The 21,393-nt window shown below is 28.8% G+C and carries 21 protein-coding genes and 1 pseudogene; 20 read left to right on the forward strand and 2 right to left on the reverse strand.

Going from position 1 to position 21,393, the window contains the following annotated elements:
* The first annotated feature begins 6 nt into the window (after positions 1-6).
* From fabD to HMPREF0216_RS15730, 8 genes and pseudogenes are all read left to right on the forward strand, one after another.
* The gene (gene fabD, locus HMPREF0216_RS15695) at positions 7-954 is read left to right on the forward strand and encodes an ACP S-malonyltransferase (protein ID WP_005216340.1); all 948 of its coding nucleotides are present in this window, start codon (positions 7-9) and stop codon (positions 952-954) included.
* Positions 948-1,691: a 3-oxoacyl-[acyl-carrier-protein] reductase gene (gene fabG / locus HMPREF0216_RS15700; RefSeq protein WP_005216341.1), complete on the forward strand. Its 744-nt coding sequence runs from the start codon at positions 948-950 to the stop codon at positions 1,689-1,691. Before fabD ends, fabG begins: the two co-directional genes overlap by 7 nt.
* A 14-nt stretch (positions 1,692-1,705) precedes the next feature.
* On the forward strand, positions 1,706-2,950 hold the full coding sequence (gene fabF / locus HMPREF0216_RS15705; protein WP_040420250.1) for a beta-ketoacyl-ACP synthase II: 1,245 nt from the start codon (positions 1,706-1,708) through the stop codon (positions 2,948-2,950).
* Positions 2,951-2,952: 2 nt separating this feature from the next.
* Entirely contained in the window at positions 2,953-3,438 is a 486-nt protein-coding gene (gene accB, locus HMPREF0216_RS15710; protein WP_040420236.1) for an acetyl-CoA carboxylase biotin carboxyl carrier protein, read from the forward strand.
* A gap of 14 nt (positions 3,439-3,452) precedes the next feature.
* Positions 3,453-3,869, forward strand: coding sequence for a 3-hydroxyacyl-ACP dehydratase FabZ (gene fabZ, locus HMPREF0216_RS15715; RefSeq protein ID WP_005216346.1), 417 nt, complete (start codon positions 3,453-3,455; stop codon positions 3,867-3,869).
* Positions 3,870-3,885: 16 nt separating this feature from the next.
* Complete coding sequence (locus tag HMPREF0216_RS15720) at positions 3,886-5,229, forward strand: acetyl-CoA carboxylase biotin carboxylase subunit (RefSeq protein WP_005216348.1); 1,344 nt, start codon at positions 3,886-3,888, stop codon at positions 5,227-5,229.
* A gap of 12 nt (positions 5,230-5,241) precedes the next feature.
* Positions 5,242-6,087 carry an acetyl-CoA carboxylase, carboxyltransferase subunit beta gene (gene accD / locus HMPREF0216_RS15725; protein WP_005216350.1) on the forward strand — a complete coding sequence of 282 codons (846 nt, stop codon included), beginning with the start codon at positions 5,242-5,244 and terminating at the stop codon, positions 6,085-6,087.
* Positions 6,088-6,185: 98 nt separating this feature from the next.
* Positions 6,186-6,979 (forward strand): annotated as a pseudogene (locus tag HMPREF0216_RS15730) (acetyl-CoA carboxylase carboxyltransferase subunit alpha).
* Here the strand turns inward: HMPREF0216_RS15730 and HMPREF0216_RS15735 are convergent.
* Together HMPREF0216_RS15735 and plsY are read right to left on the reverse strand one after the other, a co-directional pair.
* Entirely contained in the window at positions 6,976-7,239 is a 264-nt protein-coding gene (locus tag HMPREF0216_RS15735; RefSeq protein WP_005216354.1) for a DUF1294 domain-containing protein, read from the reverse strand. The pseudogene HMPREF0216_RS15730 and the gene HMPREF0216_RS15735 overlap by 4 nt on opposite strands.
* A gap of 125 nt (positions 7,240-7,364) precedes the next feature.
* Positions 7,365-7,955 carry a glycerol-3-phosphate 1-O-acyltransferase PlsY gene (plsY, locus tag HMPREF0216_RS15740; RefSeq protein ID WP_051040734.1) on the reverse strand — a complete coding sequence of 197 codons (591 nt, stop codon included), beginning with the start codon at positions 7,953-7,955 and terminating at the stop codon, positions 7,365-7,367.
* 196 nt (positions 7,956-8,151) lie between these two features.
* Here plsY and HMPREF0216_RS17260 point away from each other — a divergent pair, with 196 nt between their 5' ends.
* From HMPREF0216_RS17260 to rimP, 12 genes are all read left to right on the forward strand, one after another.
* Positions 8,152-8,301 (forward strand): hypothetical protein, encoded by a 150-nt coding sequence (locus tag HMPREF0216_RS17260; protein ID WP_005216357.1) that lies wholly within the window; start codon positions 8,152-8,154, stop codon positions 8,299-8,301.
* A gap of 256 nt (positions 8,302-8,557) precedes the next feature.
* Positions 8,558-9,601 carry an ABC transporter ATP-binding protein gene (locus HMPREF0216_RS15745; protein WP_005216358.1) on the forward strand — a complete coding sequence of 348 codons (1,044 nt, stop codon included), beginning with the start codon at positions 8,558-8,560 and terminating at the stop codon, positions 9,599-9,601.
* Positions 9,595-10,461 carry a carbohydrate ABC transporter permease gene (locus HMPREF0216_RS15750; protein ID WP_005216359.1) on the forward strand — a complete coding sequence of 289 codons (867 nt, stop codon included), beginning with the start codon at positions 9,595-9,597 and terminating at the stop codon, positions 10,459-10,461. The genes HMPREF0216_RS15745 and HMPREF0216_RS15750 overlap by 7 nt, the downstream gene beginning before the upstream one ends.
* Positions 10,462-10,472: 11 nt before the next feature.
* Positions 10,473-11,300, forward strand: a complete 828-nt coding sequence (locus HMPREF0216_RS15755; RefSeq protein ID WP_005216361.1) for a carbohydrate ABC transporter permease — start codon at positions 10,473-10,475, stop codon at positions 11,298-11,300.
* 206 nt (positions 11,301-11,506) lie between these two features.
* Entirely contained in the window at positions 11,507-12,835 is a 1,329-nt protein-coding gene (locus tag HMPREF0216_RS15760; protein WP_040420237.1) for an extracellular solute-binding protein, read from the forward strand.
* A 188-nt stretch (positions 12,836-13,023) separates the two neighbouring features.
* Positions 13,024-13,971 carry a DHH family phosphoesterase gene (locus HMPREF0216_RS15765; RefSeq protein ID WP_005216365.1) on the forward strand — a complete coding sequence of 316 codons (948 nt, stop codon included), beginning with the start codon at positions 13,024-13,026 and terminating at the stop codon, positions 13,969-13,971.
* Positions 13,972-14,141: 170 nt separating this feature from the next.
* Complete coding sequence (locus tag HMPREF0216_RS15770; RefSeq protein ID WP_005216368.1) at positions 14,142-15,308, forward strand: iron-containing alcohol dehydrogenase; 1,167 nt, start codon at positions 14,142-14,144, stop codon at positions 15,306-15,308.
* 152 nt (positions 15,309-15,460) lie between these two features.
* Complete coding sequence (locus tag HMPREF0216_RS15775) at positions 15,461-16,351, forward strand: sulfide/dihydroorotate dehydrogenase-like FAD/NAD-binding protein (protein WP_040420238.1); 891 nt, start codon at positions 15,461-15,463, stop codon at positions 16,349-16,351.
* The gene (gene gltA / locus HMPREF0216_RS15780) at positions 16,351-17,745 is read left to right on the forward strand and encodes an NADPH-dependent glutamate synthase (RefSeq protein WP_005216370.1); all 1,395 of its coding nucleotides are present in this window, start codon (positions 16,351-16,353) and stop codon (positions 17,743-17,745) included. The genes HMPREF0216_RS15775 and gltA overlap by 1 nt, the downstream gene beginning before the upstream one ends.
* A 118-nt stretch (positions 17,746-17,863) precedes the next feature.
* The gene (locus HMPREF0216_RS15785; RefSeq protein ID WP_005216372.1) at positions 17,864-19,312 is read left to right on the forward strand and encodes a LexA family protein; all 1,449 of its coding nucleotides are present in this window, start codon (positions 17,864-17,866) and stop codon (positions 19,310-19,312) included.
* 107 nt (positions 19,313-19,419) lie between these two features.
* Complete coding sequence (locus HMPREF0216_RS15790; protein ID WP_005216374.1) at positions 19,420-20,628, forward strand: pyridoxal phosphate-dependent aminotransferase; 1,209 nt, start codon at positions 19,420-19,422, stop codon at positions 20,626-20,628.
* 304 nt (positions 20,629-20,932) lie between these two features.
* Positions 20,933-21,391 carry a ribosome maturation factor RimP gene (gene rimP, locus HMPREF0216_RS15795; RefSeq protein ID WP_005216376.1) on the forward strand — a complete coding sequence of 153 codons (459 nt, stop codon included), beginning with the start codon at positions 20,933-20,935 and terminating at the stop codon, positions 21,389-21,391.
* Positions 21,392-21,393 lie beyond the last annotated feature (2 nt).

Raw genomic sequence — 21,393 nt, forward strand, 5'->3', positions numbered from 1 at the left:
GGAAGTATGAATATAGGATTTATTTTCTCAGGTCAAGGTTCTCAATATATAGGAATGGGAAAAGAATTATATGAAAATATAGAATCTTGCAGAGAAGTTTTTAATAAAGCAAATGAAGTTTTAGGTTTTAACTTGACAGAGCTTATATTTAATGGAGAAAAATCGGAGTTAGATATAACTGAAAATACTCAACCAGCAATTTTAACAACTTCAATAGCTACATTGTCTATATTAAAGGAGAAAGGAATAACTCCAGAGATAGTTGCAGGTTTAAGTCTAGGTGAGTATAGTGCTCTTGTTGCAAGCTCAGCTTTAAGTTTTGAAGACGGCGTTGCTTTAGTAAGAAAAAGGGGAAAGTTTATGCAGGAAGCTGTTCCTCTTGGTGTTGGTGCTATGGTAGCAGTTTTAGGATTATCTAAAGAAAAAATAGAGGAAGTTTTAGTTTTAGCTAGAGAAAAAGGTGTGGTTGAAATTGCTAACTATAATACTAATAAACAAATTGTTATTGGTGGTGAAGTAGAGGCTGTAAATTATGCCGCAGAGCTTTTAAAGGAAGCTGGTGCAAGAAGAACTATACCTCTTAAGGTTAGCGGACCATTCCATACATCTTTATTAGAAGAAGCATCAGTAAAATTAGAGAAGGAACTTAATAATATAAGTTTTAATAATCCTAAAGTTAGAGTTATTAGTAATGTGAATGCTGAGTTTATAGAAGATAAAAGTTATATAAAAGAGCTTTTAACAAAACAAGTTAAGTCATCAGTTAAATGGAGTGAAACCATTGAAAAGATGTTGGATAGTGGTATTGATGTATTTATCGAAATTGGGCCACTTAAAACTTTAAGTAGTTTTGTAAAAGAGATAAGCAAAGAAAGAGGAGCCGATGTTAAGATTTTTAATATTGAAGATCTTAAGTCTTTAAACAAAACTCTGGAGGTATTACAAGTATGTTAAAAAATAAAAATGCTGTAGTAACAGGTGCTACTAGAGGAATAGGAAGAGAAATTGCACTTACTCTAGCAAAAAATGGTGCTAATGTTGCTATTAATTATAGAACATTAAATAAAGAAGTAGAAAATCTTATAGAAGAAATAAAAGCTTTAGATGTTAAAGTATTTGCATTTAAGTGTGATGTTAGAAATGTAGAAGAAGTAGAGAATTTTATTAAGGGAACTAAAGATGAATTTGGATCAATTGATATTTTAGTAAATAATGCAGGTATAACTAAGGATGGTCTTATTCTTAGAATGAAAGAAGAAGACTTTAATGATGTTATAGATGTTAATTTGAAAGGTACATTCAATACAACTAAAATTACAGCACCGATAATGATAAAACAAAGATCAGGAAAAATAGTCAATATTTCTTCAATTGTGGGTATTATAGGAAATGCAGGACAATGCAATTACGCTGCTTCAAAAGCTGGAGTTATAGGTTTTTCAAAATCTATGGCTAGAGAACTTGCAAGTAGAAATATAAATGTAAATGTAATTGCACCAGGTTATATTGAAACTGATATGACAAAGGTGTTAAGCGATAAGGTAAAAGAAGAAGTTATAAATACTATTCCTATGAAAAAGATAGGAAGTGCAAAGGATGTAGCAAATTTAGTAGTATTTTTATCATCAGATTTATCAAACTATGTAACAGGGCAAGTTATAAATGTTGATGGTGGAATGGTGATGAGCTAGAAAGGATGGAAGTAATGGGAAGAAGAGTAGTAATCACAGGACTTGGGGCTATAACTCCAATTGGAAATAGTGTAGAAGAGTTTTGGGAATCTATAAAAAATGGAGTTAATGGAATAGATAATATAACTTTATTTGATACAGAAGAATTTAAGGTTAAACTAGCTGCAGAAGTTAAAAATTATAATGTAGAAGATTTTTTAAATAAAAAAGACGCTAAGAGAATGGATAGATATACTCAATTTGCTATGATTGCAGCTAAAGAGGCTATGAATGATAGTAATTTAGATTTAGAAAAAATAGATAAGGAAAGATTTGGGGTATACTTTGGTTCAGGTATTGGTGGATTAATAACTATAGAAAATCAAGTTAAGATTTTAGCTAATAAAGGACCAAATAGAGTTTCACCACTTATGATACCTATGGCAATTTCGAATATTGCAGCAGGTACTATTGCAATAGAATATGGACTTTTAGGATCTTGTTTAGGTTTAGTATCAGCCTGTGCGACATCTACTCATTGTATAGGAGAAGCTTATAGAAACATTAAAGATGGATATAGCGATTATATTATAGCTGGTGGAGCAGAAGCTTCAATTTGTCCTTTCGGTATAGCAGGGTTCCAATCACTTACTGCATTAAGTAAAAGTGAAGATAGAAATAGAGCATCTATACCTTTTGATAAAGATAGAAATGGATTTGTAATGGGAGAAGGTGCAGCAGCACTTATACTTGAAACTTTGGAAAGTGCTATTAAAAGAGGTGCTAAAATTTATGGAGAAATAGTTGGATATGGAAGCACATGTGATGCATATCATATAACTTCACCAAGTTTAGATGGAAGTGGGGCTGCTAAGGCAATGATAAGTGCTATGAATGAAGCTAAAATTGATTCATCACAAGTAAATTATATAAATGCGCATGGAACTTCAACTCCGATAAATGATAAGTGTGAAACAGCAGCTATAAAGTTAGCTTTTAAAGAAAATTCATATAAACCATATTTAAGTTCAACTAAGTCTATGACAGGACATTTATTAGGGGCAGCTGGAGCCGTAGAGGCTATAGTGTCTATAAAAGCACTAAATGATAATTTTGTTCCGGCAAATATTAATTATATAAATTCTGATGAAGAGTGTGATTTAAATTTAGTTAATAATACTGGAAAGACTGATATAGATGTAAATTATACTATGTCTAATTCTTTAGGATTTGGTGGCCATAATGGAACCCTTATATTTAAGAAGTGGAAGGGAGAATAAAAATGCTTGATTATAATCAAATTAAAGAGATAATTAAAGAAATTGATTCATCATCTTTAAGAGTTTTTGAATTAGAGTGTCAAGATATAAAGCTAAAGCTTAGCAAGAATAAAGAAAATAGTATATATAAGGATAACAAAGATTATAGTAAAGAAGAAAAAATATCATCATACTTAAATAAAGAAATTTCTTTAGAAAAAGAAGTAGCTAAAGAAGTGACTGATGAAGTTAAAGAAGATTTCAATGAAGAAAACTATAATATAGTTAAATCACCTTTAGTAGGTGCTTATTATTCTGCTTCAACACCAGGGGGAACTCCTTATGTGGAAGTTGGAAGTAAAGTTAAAAAAGGTGATACGCTATGTATCATAGAAGCTATGAAAGTTATGAATGAAATAACATCTGAATTTGATGGTGAAATAGTAGAAGTACTTAGAAAAGATGAAGATATAGTTGAGTTTGGTATGGAGCTATTTAAGATTAAATAGAATAAGGAGATAATATGGATATTAAAGAGATTATGAAAATAATTCCTCATAGATATCCTTTTCTTTTAATAGATAAGGTTGAAAACATTGAGGATAATAAAATAGTTGCAATAAAAAATGTTAGTATGAATGAATACTTTTTTCAAGGTCATTTTCCAGTGGAACCTGTAATGCCAGGTGTGTTAATAATTGAAGCCTTAGCACAAGCTGGAGCTGTAGCATTATTAAGTAAAGAAGAGTTTAAAGGGAAAATTGCATATTTTGCAGGGATAAATAATGCAAAATTTAGAAGAAAAGTAGTTCCAGGAGATACTTTAAGATTAGAGGTTGAACTTACTAAAATTAGAGGAAGAGCTGGAGTAGGATATGGAATAGCATACGTAGATGATAAAAAGGTATGTGAAGGAGAATTAACCTTTATGGTAGGTTAAAATATTGAGGTGATTTATGATTAGAAAGGTTTTAATAGCTAATAGAGGTGAAATAGCAGTAAGAATAATAAGGGCTTGTAAGGAGCTTGGAATAAAAACTGTTGCAATATATTCAGAAGCTGATAAAGAGGCTATGCATACACAGCTTGCAGATGAAGCTATTTGTGTTGGAACTTCTAAATCTAAAGATTCTTATTTAAATGAAAGTAATATTATAAGTGCAGCTGTAATAACTGGATGCAATGCAATTCACCCAGGATTTGGGTTTTTATCTGAAAAAGCAAGTTTTGCTAATATGTGTGAAGAGTGCAATATAAAATTTATTGGTCCCAGTAGTGAAACTATTAGCATAATGGGTAACAAGTCTAAAGCCAGAGAAATTATGAAAAATGCATCAGTTCCTGTAATACCAGGTAGTGATGGAACTATTAAAAATTTAGATGAAGCTATCTTAGAAGCTAAGAGGATTGGATATCCTATAATGATTAAAGCAGCATTAGGCGGTGGAGGAAAGGGAATAAGAATAGTTAAAAGTGAAGATGAACTTGAAAATGCCTTTCTTACTGCTAAATCAGAAGCTAAAAATAATTTTGGTGATGATTCTATGTATATGGAAAAATTTATAGAGAATCCAAGACATATAGAGTTTCAAATTTTAGGTGATAGCTTTGGTAATATAATTCATTTAGGTGAAAGAGATTGTTCAATTCAAAGAAGAAATCAAAAGGTTCTTGAAGAAGCACCATCATCTATTTTAAGTGAAGAATTAAGAAAAAAGATGGGAGATGCAGCAGTAAATGCAGCAAAGGCTGTAAATTATATTAATGCTGGTACTATTGAATTTTTAGTTGATAAGTATGGAGAATTTTACTTTATGGAGATGAACACCAGAATACAAGTAGAACATCCTGTAACAGAGATGATAACTTCTATTGATATAGTTAAAGAACAAATAAAAATTGCAAATGGAGAAGAACTTTCTATAAAGCAAGATGATATAAGAATAGAAGGTCATGCTATAGAATGTAGAATAAATGCTGAAAATCCAAGTAAAGCATTTGCACCATCACCAGGGAAAATAAATTTTTTAAATATACCGGGAGGAAATGGTATAAGAGTTGATACTGCAGCTTATCCAGGGTATGTAATTCCACCTACTTATGATTCTATGATAGCTAAAGTAATAGCTTATGGTAAAGATAGAGAAGAGGCAATAAATAAAATGATAAGAGCTTTAGATGAGTTCGTTATTGATGGAATTGATAGTAATGTTGATTTCCAAATAGATATATTGAATAATGAAAGATTCCGATTAGGTACTTTTGATACAAGTTTCATAAGTAATGAATACGGAATATAGTTGGTGAGAATTATGAATATTTTTAAGAAAAGACAGTATGGTGTTTTAAGTGTTAGTCAAAAACAAGGTGATGATTTTCCTGTAGTTCCTGATGGAGCTTGGGTAAAGTGCAATAATTGTGGAAAACTTTTATATAAAAAAGAGTTAGAAGAAAACTTTAAAAAATGTATAAATTGCAATTATCACTTTAGATTAGGGGCTTATGAGAGAATAAGTCAAATTTGCGATAAAGATACCTTTATTGAGATTAATAAAAATATGGAAAGTAAAAATCCAATGGATTTTCCAGGGTATGAGGAGACAATTAAAAAAAACAAAGAAAGATCAGGGCTTGAGGAAGCTGTTGTTACTGGAGAATGTAAAATAAGGGGAAATGATGCAATAATAGCAGTAATGGATTCAAATTTTATGATGGGGAGTATGGGAACTATAGTTGGTGAAAAACTAACTTTAGCAATTGAAACAGCAACAAAAAAAAATTTACCTATAATAATATTTACAGCTTCAGGTGGAGCTAGGATGCAAGAAGGGATACTTTCTCTTATGCAAATGGCAAAAGTAAGTTCTGCACTTTCAAAGCATGATGAAAATGGAGGCCTTTATATAACAGTTTTAACTGATCCTACAACAGGAGGGGTTACGGCAAGTTTTGCATCATTAGGTGATATAATTTTAGCGGAGCCAAAGGCTTTAATTGGTTTTGCTGGAAGAAGAGTAATTGAAGGCACAATAAAAGAAAAGTTACCAGATGATTTTCAAAGTGCTGAATTCCTATTAGAAAAAGGTTTTGTTGATAAAATAGTGAATAGAGAAGAGCTTAGAAAGACCCTTGGATTATTATTAAAACTACATAAGTGAAATTAAAACTTTATATTTGATGGATTTGAAGTTATACACTATATGTACATCTTTTAATATGAGTAAAAGAAAATTTATTAAACAAGGGAGGCCATATAATGCTAAATAAAAAAATGAAAGCATGGGATAGATTAGAAATTGCAAGAATGGTAGAAAGACCTAATGCTGATGAATATATAAAATTAATATTTAATAATTTTATAGAGTTACATGGTGATAGATACTATAAGGATGATAAAGCAGTAATAGGTGGAATTGGTTTTTTAGAAGATATTCCTGTAACTATAATTGAATACAAAAAGGTAAAAATTTAAAAGAAAATATAGAAAGAAATTTTGGTTCAGCCCATCCTGAAGGGTATAGAAAAGCTATAAGATTAATGAAACAAGCAGAAAAGTTTAATAGACCTATTATTTGTTTTATAAATACAAGTGGGGCTTATTGTGGTGTTGAAGCAGAAGAAAGAGGGCAAGGTGAGGCTATTGCAAAAAACCTTATGGAAATTGCTAAAATAAAAGTTCCAATAATATCTATAATAGTTGGAGAAGGTGGAAGTGGTGGAGCAATAGCTTTAGCCTGTGGTGATAAAGTTTGGATGCTTGAAAATTCAATATATTCTATTTTATCACCAGAAGGATTTGCTTCAATTTTATTAAAAGATGCATCTAAAGCAAAAGAGGTTTCTGAAGTTATGGGTATAACTTCATATGATTTATTAGAAAGAGGTATAATTGAAAAAATAATTAAAGAGCCTAAGGGTGGAGCTCAAAATGATATTAAAGCCGTAGCGGAAAGCTTAAAACAAAATATTATTCAAGAGATAAAAATTTTAAAAAATAAACCTGTAGAAGAATTATTAGAAGAGAGATATTTAAGATATAGAAAATTTTAATAAAAGATAATATAAAATAAAAGCAATTGTAATATTATTATAAATGGAATTCCAAATGTAAACTTAAAATGCTTAGTTTTATGATGAAATTTATACATTGAAATAAGAGAACCAATACTTCCACCTAATAAAGAGGTTAATAAAAGAGTATTTTCACTTATTCTCCATTTTTTCTTAATAGCTTTTTTTTTATCTATAAGAAATAAAGAGAAAGAAATAATATTTATTATTATAAAATAAGAAAAAAGAAAAATACCCATAATAAAAAATCCTTTCTTTGTTTATAAATTTAAAAATATTTATGAATTTAAAAATAACCAGTAGTAAGAGCATGTCTACTGGTTTATTTCGTTAATGAATAAAATTAATATATTTTTTATATTTACTATTTTTCCTCACCTTTAGCTAATCTTACAATATTACTTCTATGTCTCCAAAATACAAGTAAACATGCGAATAATGAAGCTAGTACATAATTTTTATCGTAGCCAAGTAAGTAAGTTGAAAGAAATAAAGTAACTCCAGCAGCTAATGAACGAATAGAAACTATTTTAGTAAATAACTTTAATCCAAAAAATACTACTGCTGTTATTAAAAATGGAATAGGAACAACACACATAAAAGCAGCTGCTGATGTAGCAACACCTTTTCCACCTTTAAATTTAAGAAAAATAGTATAATTATGTCCAAGTATTGCAGCTATTGCTACTAATGATAAGCTTAGACTTTCGCCAGTAGTTAAAACATTACTCCATAATAAAATACGAGTAATAAGAACAGGGATAATAGCTTTTAACATATCACATATAGCTGTTATTTTAGATAATTTTTCTCCAGCTACCCTTTTTACATTAGTTGCACCAATATTGCCACTACCGTAATCTCTTACATCTTTATTTAATTTCTTTTTTACTAATATGTATCCTGAAGGAATAGATCCCATAAGATATGAAAAAATAATTAATAATGGTAACATAAATACCTCCATAAAATATAACTTTACAATAATTATAATATTTAAGAATAGGAAAATATGCAAGAGATATTTACTTTAATATATAAGTAATGTGAAGCTCTAAATTTTTGAGTTTATTGATATTTTAAGATATCAATATTTAAATTAGCTTCATAGTATAATAATAATACTTATTATAAAGGAGAAATTTTTTGTTTTGAATAAAATAGATGGGATAGCATTAATTGCTTTTATAACATGTGATGCAATTTTAGAAAGTACAAATAAATATAAATATTTTTACCAATATTGTTATAAAAGTATAATGTATGAAACAAAAGATATAGTAACAAGATTATTTAAATAAAAAAAATCAAATGAATTTTAAAATAAATACGGTAGCTAAAAAGTGATAAACAACTGAGAAAAATGTAAAAATGAAGAAAATAATCCATCATATACAGAGATAATTTTAAATAAATAATAAATAATAGTGAAATAATAAATAGTATGTTAGGAAAAATATTGACAAAGGTAAAATGTTTGTCGTATTCTGTTAAATGTGCGAACTTTATAAAATGTTGCATGATTAATATATGTATAAAACATGAGGTGAATTAAAAATGGGAATAAGACTAGAAAATCTAGTTGTAAGATTTGGAGATTTTAAGGCTATTAATGATGTTACATTACAAATCCCAAAGGGCAAATTAGTATCATTATTAGGACCTTCAGGATCAGGTAAATCAACAACACTATTTACTATTTCAGGAATTCATAAACCATCTGGTGGAAAGATATTCTTTGGAGATAGAGATGTTACAGGGCTTGAGCCAGAAGAATTAGGAATAGGATTAGTATTCCAAAACTATGCTCTATACCCACATATGACTGTAAGAGAAAACATATTATTTCCACTGAAAAATTTAAAGTGGAATAAAGAAGAAGCTGAAAAAAGAGTAAAAGAAGTTGCTGAAATTGTTAAAATTGCAGATCAATTAGACAAGAAGCCAGCTCAACTTTCAGGAGGACAACAACAAAGAGTTGCCATAGCTAGAGCATTAGCTAAAAAACCAGAAATACTTCTTTTAGATGAACCATTATCAAACTTAGATACAAAGCTAAGAGTTGAAACAAGACAAGAAATAAGAAGAATACAAAAAGAAACTGGTGTTACAGCAATATTTGTAACTCATGACCAAGAAGAAGCAATGTGTATTTCAGATGAAATAGTACTAATGAAGAATGGAGCAATCCAACAAGTATCTTCTCCAAGTGATATATACTTAAACCCAGTAAATAAATTTGTTGCATCATTTATAGGAAGTCCAGAAATGAACTTTGTAGATGTAGATGTTAAGGATGGGAAAGGTATTATTGATACTTTAACACTAGAAAACTTACCAAAAGATAAATCAAAGGTTGTATTAGGTGTTAGAGCTGAAGATTTTGAGGTATCAGAAGAAGGCTTAAAAACAACAGTAGTTACAGTTGAAATATTAGGTAGAGAAAGATTATTAACTTTAAATCATAAAGGTGCTACATATAAGATGTTAGTTGATAAAGAATTCTTTATTGATGAAGGAGCAGAATTAACTATTAGGCCAAAGCAAGGAAAGAGTTATGTTTTTGATGCTGAAAGTGAGGAGTTCATAACAAAATGTTAAAGAAAAATAAGAAAGGATATTTATACTTATTACCTGCATTGATTATATTAGGTATTTTTGTATTTTATCCTATAATAAATACGATTATATTAAGTTTTGATGAAACTAAAGCAAAAGGATTTGTTTTTGGATTTGGATCTTATAAATATCTATTCCAAGACAAGAGATTTATTCAATCTTTAATTAATACTGTAATTTATGCAGCTATAGTTCCAGCTTTATCAGTAATAATTTCTTTATTGATAGCGAATGCTCTTGCAAATATTAAAAATGAAAAAGTTAAAGGTGTATTCCAAAGTATATACTTCCTTCCATATGTAACTTCATTAGTTGCAATAGGAATAGTATGGTCTTGGTTATTTAACTCACAATATGGAATAATTAATTTCATATTAGGGAAAATAGGAATTAGTCCAATAAACTGGCTTAATGATCCTAAATATGCAATGGTTGCATTGATAATATTTGCTGTGTGGAAAAGTCTAGCCTTTAATACATTAATATTAACTACAGGGATAGCTTCTATAAATCCACAATACTACCAAGCTGCTAAGATAGACCAAGCAACAAGTGGAACTATATTTAGAAAAATAACGGTTAAATTAGTTTCTCCTATGATTGCTTATACATATGTTATTAGTTTAATTGCTGCCTTCAAAGTTTACACAGAAGTTTATGTTTTATTTGGAGGACGTACACTAGATGGTGCGGTATCAACAGTTGTAAGATATATAATAGATAGATTCTACGGGGATCAAGATTTCCCATTAGCTTTTGCTGCTTCAGTAGTTCTATTGGTTATAATATTAAGTGTAACTTTAGTACAAAAAACTGTTGCTCGTAATAAGATTCATTACTAAGAGGTGTAAAAATGAAAAATAAAAATAATTTTAAAGCATTCATTAAATACTTCTTATTAGTTGTCTTTGCTATTATAACGCTATTTCCATTTTATTGGATGATAGCATCATCATTAAAATCAAGTTTTGAAGTTATTCAAACGCCACCAACAATGGTTCCAGATAAATTTATGTGGAGTAACTTTAGTACTGCATTAGCAATGGCTCCTTTTGGAAGATATTTCATAAACACAATTATAGTTACTGCTTTAAGTATAGTTACTACAGTAGTAATTGCAATATTATCAGCATTTGCTTTCTCTCATCTTGAGTTTAAGGGTAGAGATTTAATATTCTCTATTTTCTTAGCATCAATGATGATTCCAGGAGAAGTTTTAATAGTAACTAATTTCAAAACAATTTCAGCAATGAAATTAATGGATAGTTATACAGCGTTATTTTTACCTTATATGGCAAATGTTTTATATATTTATATGCTTAGAGAATTTTTCTTAAAGATTCCAAAGCAATTATATTATGCAGCAAAGGTTGATGGTGCAAGTGATTGGAAATTCTTATGGAAAATAGTCGTACCAATGGCTAAGCCTTCAATAATTACAATTTGTATATTAGTTGGTATAAATTCATGGAATGCATTCCTTTGGCCATTACTTGTTACAAATAGCGATAACATGAGATTGCTTGCAAATGGTTTAACAGCATTCCAATCAGATGTAGGAAATAGATATGAATTATTAATGGCGGCATCAACAATAATTACAATGCCAATAGTTATAGTTTATATGTTCTTACATAAGAAAATTATGAATGGTATCTCTATTGGGGGAACTAAAGGATAATATAAATAATTAGCATATAGGGAGAGTATGAATTAAAAGTTAAAATATTAATACTTTAAGTATTTATAAATGCTTTAATTATTTATTATAAAAGTTTTTAATGCTTTAATAAAAAATATATAAATATATATGAAATTTTAATAATTTATCTTTTAATCATCTTTTCTTATAAATATATATGAAAATAGGTTTTAGAGGTGAAACGAATGAAAAGAAGATTATTAGCATCTTTAATGACTGCAGTAATTGCAGTTACATCATTGGCAGGTTGTTCAAAAAATGATACAACAAGTGAAAATATTGTAACAGAGTTACAACAACCAATATCAATAGAAATGTGGCATTACATGAATGGTAAGCAAGCAGAAGTTTTACAAAGTATAGTTGATGACTTTAACAACACTAATACTTTAGGTATAACTGTTACTGCTTCAAGCCAAGGAAGTATCGTAGATTTAAATAAAAAAGTTATAGCTTCATCACAATCAAATACTTTACCAGCAATAGTAAATATTTATCCAGATGCTGCTACTGGACTTATTAACGAAGATAAGGTTGTAGATTTAACACCATATGTTAATAGTGAAACTGTAGGAATGGCAGATGATATTAAAAATGATTTTATTCCAGACTTCATTAGTGAATTATCACAATGGGGAGAAAATAAAATATATGGTCTTCCAATGACTAAATCTACAGAAGTTTTATATGTAAACAAAAACGCATTAGAAAAACTAGGATATACTGTAGATGATTTAAAAGATTTAACTTTTGAAAAATTAGCTGAAATATCACAAAAAGCAAAAGATGAATTAGGAATAGCTGGATTTGGATTTGACTCAAGTTCTAATGCATTTATTTCTACATTAAAAGAAGATGGAAAAGACTTTGTTCAATTAGATGGAAAAATAAATATCATAAACGATTGGTCAAAAGAGTTTATGCAATTCTTTAGAGAAAAGACTCAAAGTGGTGCATTTAGAGTACCTGGTGAAGATAAGTTCTTATCAGGACCATTCTCTAATGGTGATCTTTTAGCTTACCAAGGTTCTTCAGCTGGATTTGCTCACATTAACACTAATGGTGCTTTTGAAGTAGCTGTAGTAGAAGTTCCACACTTTGAAGGAAAAGACAAAGCTGTAATCCAACAAGGTGCTTCATTATTTGTAACTAAAGATGTTTCTCCAGAAGCTCAATATGCAGCTTATGAATTTATTAAGTTCGCAACTAACACAGAAAACACAGCTAAGTTTGCAACTGGAACTGGATACTTACCAGTAAGAAAATCAGCTCAAGATTCTACTGTAGTTCAAGAAGTATTAGCTGATACAGATTCATTATATGGAAAAATTTATAATGTAGCTAAAGAATCTTTAGGTTTTGCTTACTTTACTCCAGCTATAAATAATGCTCAATCAGCTAGAACAGTAGCAGAAGAAAAGTATGCGGCATACGTTACTGGAAATTCAAATGATATTGATTCTATGTTAAAAGAAATGCAATCACAAGTTGAAACTTCAATTAGTCGTCAATAAAACACTATAAATTAATAAAAACCCTGCTTAGCTTAGCTAAGTAGGGAATTTTTTTACTAGATACATAAAATAATAAAAATAACTTGATATTTAAGTGAAATTGATGTATGTTGATATATTAATTATCTAAAATTAAATTTAGTAATTAATTAAAAAATAATGGAGGTAAGTAGGATGAATAAAAATTAATGAAAAGTATAATAAATAAAATTGAAGAATATGATACTATAGCTATTTATAGACATGTATTTCCGGATCCGGATTCATATAGTTCCCAAACAGCTTTAAAAAGCATTATAAACAATACATATCCAAATAAAAAGGTTGTATTATTAGGTGAACATTCTAAAAATTTAGAGTATATAAATAAAATGGATGAAGAAATTGAATTGGATGAAAAATCATTAGCTATTATTGTAGATGTAGCTAATAAAGAAAGAGTTGATAATCAATCCTTTAATAAGTGTGGGTATATTTTAAAAATAGATCATCATAAGGCTTTTGATGCACCTTTTGAAGATTTAACATGGGTAGATACTAATTATTCTTCTTGTAGTGAAATGATTTTAGATTTATATTTAGCAAATAGTAATAAATTAAAAATAGATAAGCAAGGAAGAAAAGCTTTATTTACAGGAATAATTGGTGATACAGGAAGATTTTTATATATAGAAAATCCAACTGAATTATTTGAAAAGTTATCAAAAATAACATTTGATCTAGAAACAAAAGAAATTTATGCTAATATGTATAAAAGAGAAGAAGAGGAATTAAAATTCTTAGGATATATATATAGTAATTATGTAACTACTGAAAATGGAATGGCATATTTAAAAATTCCAAATGAAATAGTAAAGAAGTATAATTTACAAGCAATTAAAGCGGCAAGAATGGTAAATGCTCTGCAAGATACAGTAGGAATAATTAATTGGCATTTCTTCGCTGAAAAAGAAGATGGATCTATATTCTGTGAATTTAGATCAAATGGTCCTAGAGTGAATGATATAGCAGCAAACTTTGGTGGGGGTGGCCATATGTTAGCAGCAGGAGCTTCGCTTGAAAATTGGGAAAGAGTAGATGAAATATTAAAAGTGTTAGATGAAAACTGTAAAAACTTTTTAAAGAAAGCAGAATAGAAGGTTTTATATACTTAGAGATTAGAAAAGGTATTTTCTTGTCTTTAAGTATATTTTTTGAAAAATATTTATCTAAAGTGAAATTATGGTATAATTAATTTGTGACTGCTATAAAAATATAAATGTGGTATTGACTTTTTACATTGTATTGATTTTTGGGAGGGGATAGAATGGCAAGATTTACATTACCAAGAGATATTTATCATGGAAACGGTTCTTTAGAAGTTTTAAAAACTTTAAAAGGAAAGAAAGCTGTAGTTGTAGTTGGCGGCGGATCAATGAAGAGGTTTGGTTTTTTAGAAAAAGTTGAAAATTATTTAAAAGAAGCTGGACTAGAAGTTAGATTAATTGAAGGTGTTGAACCAGATCCATCAGTTGAAACTGTTATGAATGGTGCAGCTGTTATGAGAGAATTTGAGCCAGATTGGATAGTGGCTATGGGTGGTGGTTCTCCAATTGATGCTGCAAAAGCAATGTGGATTTTCTATGAATATCCTGATTTTACATTTGAAGAAGCGGTAGTTCCTTTTGGATTACCAGAACTAAGACAAAAAGCTAAATTTGTTGCAATTCCATCAACGTCAGGAACAGCAACTGAAGTTACTGCATTTTCAGTAATTACTGATTATAAAGCAAAAATTAAATATCCTTTAGCAGATTTTAATATAACTCCAGATATTGCAATTGTTGATCCAGAGCTTGCACAAACAATGCCAGCAAAGCTTGTTGCTCATACGGGTATGGATGCATTAACTCATGCGATTGAAGCATATACGGCATCTTTAAAATCAAATTTTTCAGATCCATTAGCATTAAAAGCAATTGAAATGATTAATGAAAATTTAGTTAAATCTTTTAATGGAGATAAAAATGCTAGAGATTTAATGCATGAAGCTCAATGTTTAGCTGGTATGGCATTTAGTAATGCATTACTTGGAATAGTACATTCAATGGCACATAAAACAGGAGCTGTATTCCATATTCCACATGGATGTGCTAATGCAATTTTCTTACCATATGTTATTCAATATAACAGAAGTGAATGTGAAGAAAGATATGCGGATATAGCCAAAGTATTAAAATTAGAAGGAAATACAAATGCAGAGTTAACAGATTCATTAATTACGAAGATCAATGAATTTAATAAAGAATTAAATATTCCAGCAACAATGCAAGAGTACGGAGTAAATGAAGAAGAGTTTTTAGCAAATCTAAAGAATGTTGCACATAATGCTGTTTTAGATGCATGTACAGGTTCAAACCCAAGAACTATAGATGATGAAACAATGGAAAAACTTCTTTCATGTACATTCTATGGAAATAAAGTGGATTTTTAAAAGAAAGTTGTAAATAGAATAGAGAGAAGATAAGTTATAGTGTTTATTATTTTAAGAATACATTTTTTAAGAGCAATTTTAAAGATGTATTCTTAAATTTTAAAGATAAAAGAATTAATTTTATGCAAGAAGCTTTTAAGGGGGCGTTTACAATGTTTAAGATAGTAAAGAAAAAAGTTTTAACAGAAAATATATATTTAATGGATATAGAGGCTCCGAGAGTTGCTAAATCAGCACAACCAGGTCAATTTATTATTATAAAAAATGATGAAAAGGGAGAAAGAATACCATTAACTATTGCTGATTATGATAAAAATAAAGGAACTGTAACTATTGTTTTTCAAACGGTAGGGTATTCAACTAAAGAATTAGCAAGATTTGAAGAAGGGCAATATGTTCAGGATTTTGTTGGACCATTAGGTCAACCAAGTGAATTTATACATGAGTCTTTAGAAATGTTAAAAAATCAAAAAATAATATTTGTAGCAGGGGGAGTAGGGGCTGCACCTGTTTATCCGCAAGTAAAATGGTTTAAAGAAAAAAATATAGATGTTGATGTAATTATAGGAGCAAGAAATAAAGAGTTAATAATATTAGAAGATGAAATGAAAGCAGTTGCTAAAAATCTTTATATATCAACAGATGATGGTTCTTATGGATTTAATGGTAGAGTAACAGATTGTTTATTAGATTTAGTAAATAAGAAAGGTAAAAAATATGACCATGCTATAGTAATTGGGCCTATGATAATGATGAAGTTTATGTCAGAACTTACAAGAGAACTAGGAATAAAGACAACGGTAAGTTTAAATCCTATAATGGTAGATGGTACAGGAATGTGTGGTGCTTGTAGAGTAACAGTTGGAAATGAAGTTAAGTTTGCTTGTGTTGATGGACCAGAATTTGATGGACATCTTGTAAATTTTGATGAAAGCATGAGAAGACAAGCTTTATATAAGACCGAGGAAGGAAGAGCTATCTTAAAATTTGAAGAAGGCGATACACATCATAGAAAAGGTTGCGAATGTGGAGGTCATAAATAATGAGTAATATAGATAGAATGAAAAGGACAGCAGTTAGAGAGCAAGAAGCAAGCATAAGAGCTAAAAATTTTAAAGAAGTATGTTTGGGTTATGATGATGAAAGTGCATTAGTTGAAGCAAAAAGATGCCTTGGATGTAAAAATCCAAAGTGTGTTAGTGGATGCCCTGTTTCTATCAATATTCCAGGTTTTATATCTTATGTTAAAGATGGAGATATAGAAGGAGCGGCTAAAGAGATTGCAAAATATAGTGCACTACCAGCAGTTTGTGGTAGAGTTTGTCCTCAAGAATCACAATGTGAAGGGAAATGTGTATTAGGAATAAAAGGCGAACCAGTTGCAATTGGTAAGCTTGAAAAGTATGTGGCAGATTGGTCTAGGAAACATAATGTTGATTTATCATTTAAAGAAGAGTCTAAAGGTAAAAAGGTAGCAATTATAGGTTCAGGACCAGCAGGACTTACTTGTTCAGGAGATTTAGCTAAAAAAGGTTATGATGTAACTATTTTTGAAGCGTTACATGAAGTAGGTGGAGTTTTGGTTTATGGTATACCAGAATTTAGATTGCCGAAGGATGATGTAGTTAAAGCTGAAATTGAAAATATAAAAAAATTAGGCGTGAAGATCGAAACAAATGTAGTTGTAGGAAAAACAGTTACAATAGATTCATTAATTGAAGAAGAAAAATTTCATGCTGTATTTATAGGATCAGGAGCTGGTTTGCCTAAATTTATGGGAATACCAGGGGAAAATGCAAATGGAGTATTTTCTGCAAATGAATTTTTAACAAGAGTCAATTTAATGAAAGCATTTAAAGAGGAATATCATACACCAGTTAAAGTTGGAAATAAGGTAGCTGTAGTTGGTGGAGGAAATGTTGCAATGGATGCAGCAAGAACAGCTTTGAGATTAGGGGCAGAGACTCATATAGTTTACAGAAGAAGTGAGTTGGAGTTGCCATCGAGAGTTGAAGAAATACATCATGCAAAAGAAGAAGGAGTTATCTTTGATATTTTAACTAATCCAACAGAAATATTAACTGATGAAAATGGATGGGTTACAGGGATGAAGTGTGTAAAAATGGAATTAGGAGAACCAGATGCATCTGGAAGAAGAAGACCAGTTGTTGTTAAAGATTCAGAATATATTATGGAAGTAGATACTGTAATTATGTCCCTTGGAACATCACCAAATCCACTTATTTCATCTACTACAAAGGGATTAGAAATTAACAAGTGGAAGTGTTTAGTTGCTGATGAAGAAACAGGGCTTACAACTAAAGAAGGTGTTTATGCAGGTGGTGATGCAGTTACTGGTGCAGCAACGGTTATATTAGCAATGGGGGCTGGTAAAAAGGCTGCTGAGGCTATAGATGCTTATTTAAGTAATAAATAGTATAATTAAATAAAAGATTTATGGTTTAATTTAACTAATAATTGACTTTTTTATAATAAATGAATAAAATTATTTTATAACTCCAAAGTTATTTTCTTTCTTTGGGGTTTTTCTTTTAATGAAAAGTAAAGCAGGTGTAAAAATGAAATTAACAAAAACTCAAAATAGATTTATAAAAAATAAAAGCATGGGCTTTTCATTGATGAAAGGAAAATCATTAACAGGAAAGACGATGGCTTCCATACATAGAGTTATAAATTTAGAAAATAATTATTGTCTATATGAAAATGATAAAATTTTATACTTAAATTCTGATTTAAATAAATTAGAAGAAGGTAAAAAAATATATGATGAAAATAATAAGAGTAATGAATTTTACTCGTTGTTTAGCATAGATAAAAATCGTGTGGAATTTGCTTTAATAAGAGATTTTATTAATATATATTCAAATAGATATAAAGAAGAAAATAAATTAAATCTAAAAAACGCTAATGATAGTATAGTAAATGAAGTTTTAAATAGTGAAGCGTTTATAGATAATCTTTCTATGTTTAGAAAGAAATCTAAGCTTTTAAGTAAGCTTACAGTTAAAGAAATATATAATGAAATAATGTGGATTAAAGCTTGTGATTTTACTAGAGATGAATATAGCAATATTCATAGAAAAGGCAGAAAATATAGAGTTATAAAAAATTCGTATAGTAGAGATGCTATATACAGCTTAATGGAACTATATACTTCGTTAATATGGGACAAAGGATATATGGATATTTATGATGAGATAATATTTGCAGCTAAATATGCAAATAAAATAGGTAGTAAATATACACATATAGTTTTAGATGAAGTAGAAAATTTAACTAGAAGTGAAATTAAATTTGTCAAAAGTCTTTATGAAACTAAAACATATTCATCGTTTATATTTATATTTAATAATGAAAAACAAATAGATGAAAATAAATGGTTAATAAAGGGGAGAAAATTAAATACTCTTGGTGCAGATTTTAAAGGAAAGAGTTTTACTTTTAAAAAAGACTTCAAGGAAGAAAAAGTAACAAGGGATGAATATATGGAAAAGTTTAGATATATTAATCTAAAGTATAAGAATATAGTAGATTTTAATTTAGATACATCATCTTCAAAAAAAGAGATATTTTTAGATGATAATACTATTTTTAATGAAGATGAAATAGTAGAAATAAATGTTTTTAATGATATAGCAGCAGGTAATCCCATTGAAATGAATGATGAAATTAAAGAGAAATTTTATCTTCCTAAAGGATGGCTTGAGAGAGGAAAAGATACGTTTATACTTCATGTAAAAGGTGATAGTATGATAGATAAAAATATAAATGATGGAGATTTAGTAGTAATTAAGAAGCAAAATACAGCCTATAACAATGATATAGTTGCAGCTAGTATTGATGGCGAAGCAACATTAAAAACATTAAAGCTTAATGAAAAAAAACCAATACTTATAGCAGCAAATCCAAAGTATGGAGCAATACCTTTAGAGGGGAAAGAGGTAAGCATAATAGGTGTAGCAATTGGGGTAATAAAAAAGTAAAGTAAATAAATTAGTTATAGAGAAGTTTAGAAAATATAAGTTAATTACTATGGAATACTAAATGAGAAAGTATAAAGTAATAACTAAATAAAAGGGGTGGCTTAAAAATGATATCTGAAAATATGAAGGATATGGTTTCTAATAGTTCAATTATTAGAGCGATGTTTGAAGAGGGAAAAAGATTATCAGAAATTTATGGGGAAGAAAATGTATTTGATTTTAGCATAGGTAATCCAAGTGTAGAACCGCCAGAAGAAATAAAAGATAAAATAAATAAAATACTAAATGAGGAAAAACCAAATTATGTTCATGGATATATGAATAATTCAGGATATTTAGATGTTAGAGAAGAAATTGCAAAGCATTTAGAGAATAAACATAATATTAAATTGAATTTTAATAATATTGTTATGACTTGTGGGGCAGCAGGTGGATTAAATATAATTTTTAAGACTATATTAAATCCAGGAGATGAAGTAATAGTTTTTGCACCTTTTTTTGGAGAATATATAAACTATGTTAAAAATTATGGTGGAACTATTAAAGTTATTGAAGCTGATACTAGCACTTTTGATATGAATTTAAATGCTTTTAAAAATAATATTACAGAAAAAACAAAAGCAGTTATAATTAATTCGCCTAATAATCCAAGTGGAGTAATATATAGTGAAGAAAGTATTATTAAATTAGCAAATATTTTAAAAGAAAAAGAAAATGAATATAATAATGATATTTATTTAATATCTGATGAACCGTATAGGGAAATTGTATATGATGCTGTTAAAGTTCCTTATATATTAAAATACTATTATAATTCATTTATTGGATATTCATATAGTAAATCTTTATCATTACCTGGAGAAAGAATAGGGTATATTGTTATAAATCCTAATATTAGTGATTTTGAAGAAACCATTAATGGATTAAATATTGCAAATAGAATATTAGGATTTGTAAATGCACCATCACTTTTTCAAAGAGTAATTAAAGAAAGTTTAGATTTAGAAGTAGATGTTGAGATATATAAGAAAAATAGAGATTTATTATATAACCATTTAATTTCTATAGGGTTTAAATGTATTAAGCCACAAGGTGCCTTTTATTTATTTCCTAAATCACCAATAGAAGATGATGTTAAGTTTTGTGAAGAAGCAAAAAAATATAATATATTAGCTGTACCAGGTAAAACTTTTGGATGCCCAGGATTTATAAGATTATCATATTGTATTTCATATGAGAAGATTGAAAAGTCACTACAAGCATTTACAAAACTTATGAATTATATCGAAAATCAGTATAATACTAGAAGTTCTTAATATAGATGTTAAGTACAATTGCTTTAGATAATAAATAATATTTGCTAGAAACGCTAGAGTTGAATAAAAACATTGAATTTGGGGCAAGTTTAAAATGGGGAACCTAAATGTTGCTATAGCCCCTTGTATTTATTAGTAAAGTATGATATTATCTAGAAAGAAGTAATTTACTAATAGCTAAAAAATGTGGAGTGGGGCGTAAATCCCGCTCTTTATATTTGAACGCAACTACTTTTATAGTTGCGTTTTTACATATCTGCATTTTAAATTACTTAAAAACTGAATATAGCAAAGGAGGATTAATATGAAAATTGATGCCTTAATTAATCAAATCTATGAATTGGTTAAACCAATTGCAGATGAACTTAACTATGACATATATCACATTGAATATGTTAAGGAAAATGGAGAATATTATTTAAGAATATATATAGAAAAGGATGGTGGCATCGCTTTAAGTGATTGTGAAGCTCTTTCAAGAAGAGTTAGTGATGTTATGGATGAAAAAGATCCTATAACAGAAGCTTATTTCTTAGAAGTTTCATCACCAGGTTTAAATAGAACATTATTCACAGAAGAACATTATAAGAGATTTGTTGGTAGAGAAGTAATGGTTAGATTTACAAAGTCTCTAGATGGCAAAAAGAACGTTAAAGGTATATTAAAAGAAGTTAATGAAGAAAACATTGTAGTTGAAGCAGATAGCTTAGTAATTGTTCCAAAAGATAAAATAAAATCAACCAATATTGAAGGGGAAATATAGTA

This window comes from Clostridium celatum DSM 1785 (assembly GCF_000320405.1).
In the GTDB taxonomy this organism is placed as follows: domain Bacteria; phylum Bacillota; class Clostridia; order Clostridiales; family Clostridiaceae; genus Clostridium; species Clostridium celatum.

What these genes read in the sequence shown, in the direction of transcription:
- fabG (WP_005216341.1), top strand. Translation starts at nt 948, where the DNA reads ATGTTAAAAAATAAAAATGCTGTAGTAACAGGTGCTACTAGAGGAATA.
- fabD (WP_005216340.1), top strand. Translation starts at nt 7, where the DNA reads ATGAATATAGGATTTATTTTCTCAGGTCAAGGTTCTCAATATATAGGA.
- rimP (WP_005216376.1), top strand. Translation starts at nt 20,933, where the DNA reads ATGAAAATTGATGCCTTAATTAATCAAATCTATGAATTGGTTAAACCA.
- HMPREF0216_RS15770 (WP_005216368.1), top strand. Translation starts at nt 14,142, where the DNA reads ATGGCAAGATTTACATTACCAAGAGATATTTATCATGGAAACGGTTCT.
- HMPREF0216_RS15720 (WP_005216348.1), top strand. Translation starts at nt 3,886, where the DNA reads ATGATTAGAAAGGTTTTAATAGCTAATAGAGGTGAAATAGCAGTAAGA.
- HMPREF0216_RS15785 (WP_005216372.1), top strand. Translation starts at nt 17,864, where the DNA reads ATGAAAAGTAAAGCAGGTGTAAAAATGAAATTAACAAAAACTCAAAAT.
- gltA (WP_005216370.1), top strand. Translation starts at nt 16,351, where the DNA reads ATGAGTAATATAGATAGAATGAAAAGGACAGCAGTTAGAGAGCAAGAA.
- HMPREF0216_RS15765 (WP_005216365.1), top strand. Translation starts at nt 13,024, where the DNA reads ATGAAAAGTATAATAAATAAAATTGAAGAATATGATACTATAGCTATT.
- HMPREF0216_RS15735 (WP_005216354.1), bottom strand. Translation starts at nt 7,239, where the DNA reads ATGGGTATTTTTCTTTTTTCTTATTTTATAATAATAAATATTATTTCT.
- accD (WP_005216350.1), top strand. Translation starts at nt 5,242, where the DNA reads ATGAATATTTTTAAGAAAAGACAGTATGGTGTTTTAAGTGTTAGTCAA.
- HMPREF0216_RS15745 (WP_005216358.1), top strand. Translation starts at nt 8,558, where the DNA reads ATGGGAATAAGACTAGAAAATCTAGTTGTAAGATTTGGAGATTTTAAG.
- HMPREF0216_RS15750 (WP_005216359.1), top strand. Translation starts at nt 9,595, where the DNA reads ATGTTAAAGAAAAATAAGAAAGGATATTTATACTTATTACCTGCATTG.
- HMPREF0216_RS15755 (WP_005216361.1), top strand. Translation starts at nt 10,473, where the DNA reads ATGAAAAATAAAAATAATTTTAAAGCATTCATTAAATACTTCTTATTA.
- accB (WP_040420236.1), top strand. Translation starts at nt 2,953, where the DNA reads ATGCTTGATTATAATCAAATTAAAGAGATAATTAAAGAAATTGATTCA.
- HMPREF0216_RS15790 (WP_005216374.1), top strand. Translation starts at nt 19,420, where the DNA reads ATGATATCTGAAAATATGAAGGATATGGTTTCTAATAGTTCAATTATT.
- fabF (WP_040420250.1), top strand. Translation starts at nt 1,706, where the DNA reads ATGGGAAGAAGAGTAGTAATCACAGGACTTGGGGCTATAACTCCAATT.
- fabZ (WP_005216346.1), top strand. Translation starts at nt 3,453, where the DNA reads ATGGATATTAAAGAGATTATGAAAATAATTCCTCATAGATATCCTTTT.
- HMPREF0216_RS15760 (WP_040420237.1), top strand. Translation starts at nt 11,507, where the DNA reads ATGAAAAGAAGATTATTAGCATCTTTAATGACTGCAGTAATTGCAGTT.
- HMPREF0216_RS15775 (WP_040420238.1), top strand. Translation starts at nt 15,461, where the DNA reads ATGTTTAAGATAGTAAAGAAAAAAGTTTTAACAGAAAATATATATTTA.
- plsY (WP_051040734.1), bottom strand. Translation starts at nt 7,955, where the DNA reads ATGTTACCATTATTAATTATTTTTTCATATCTTATGGGATCTATTCCT.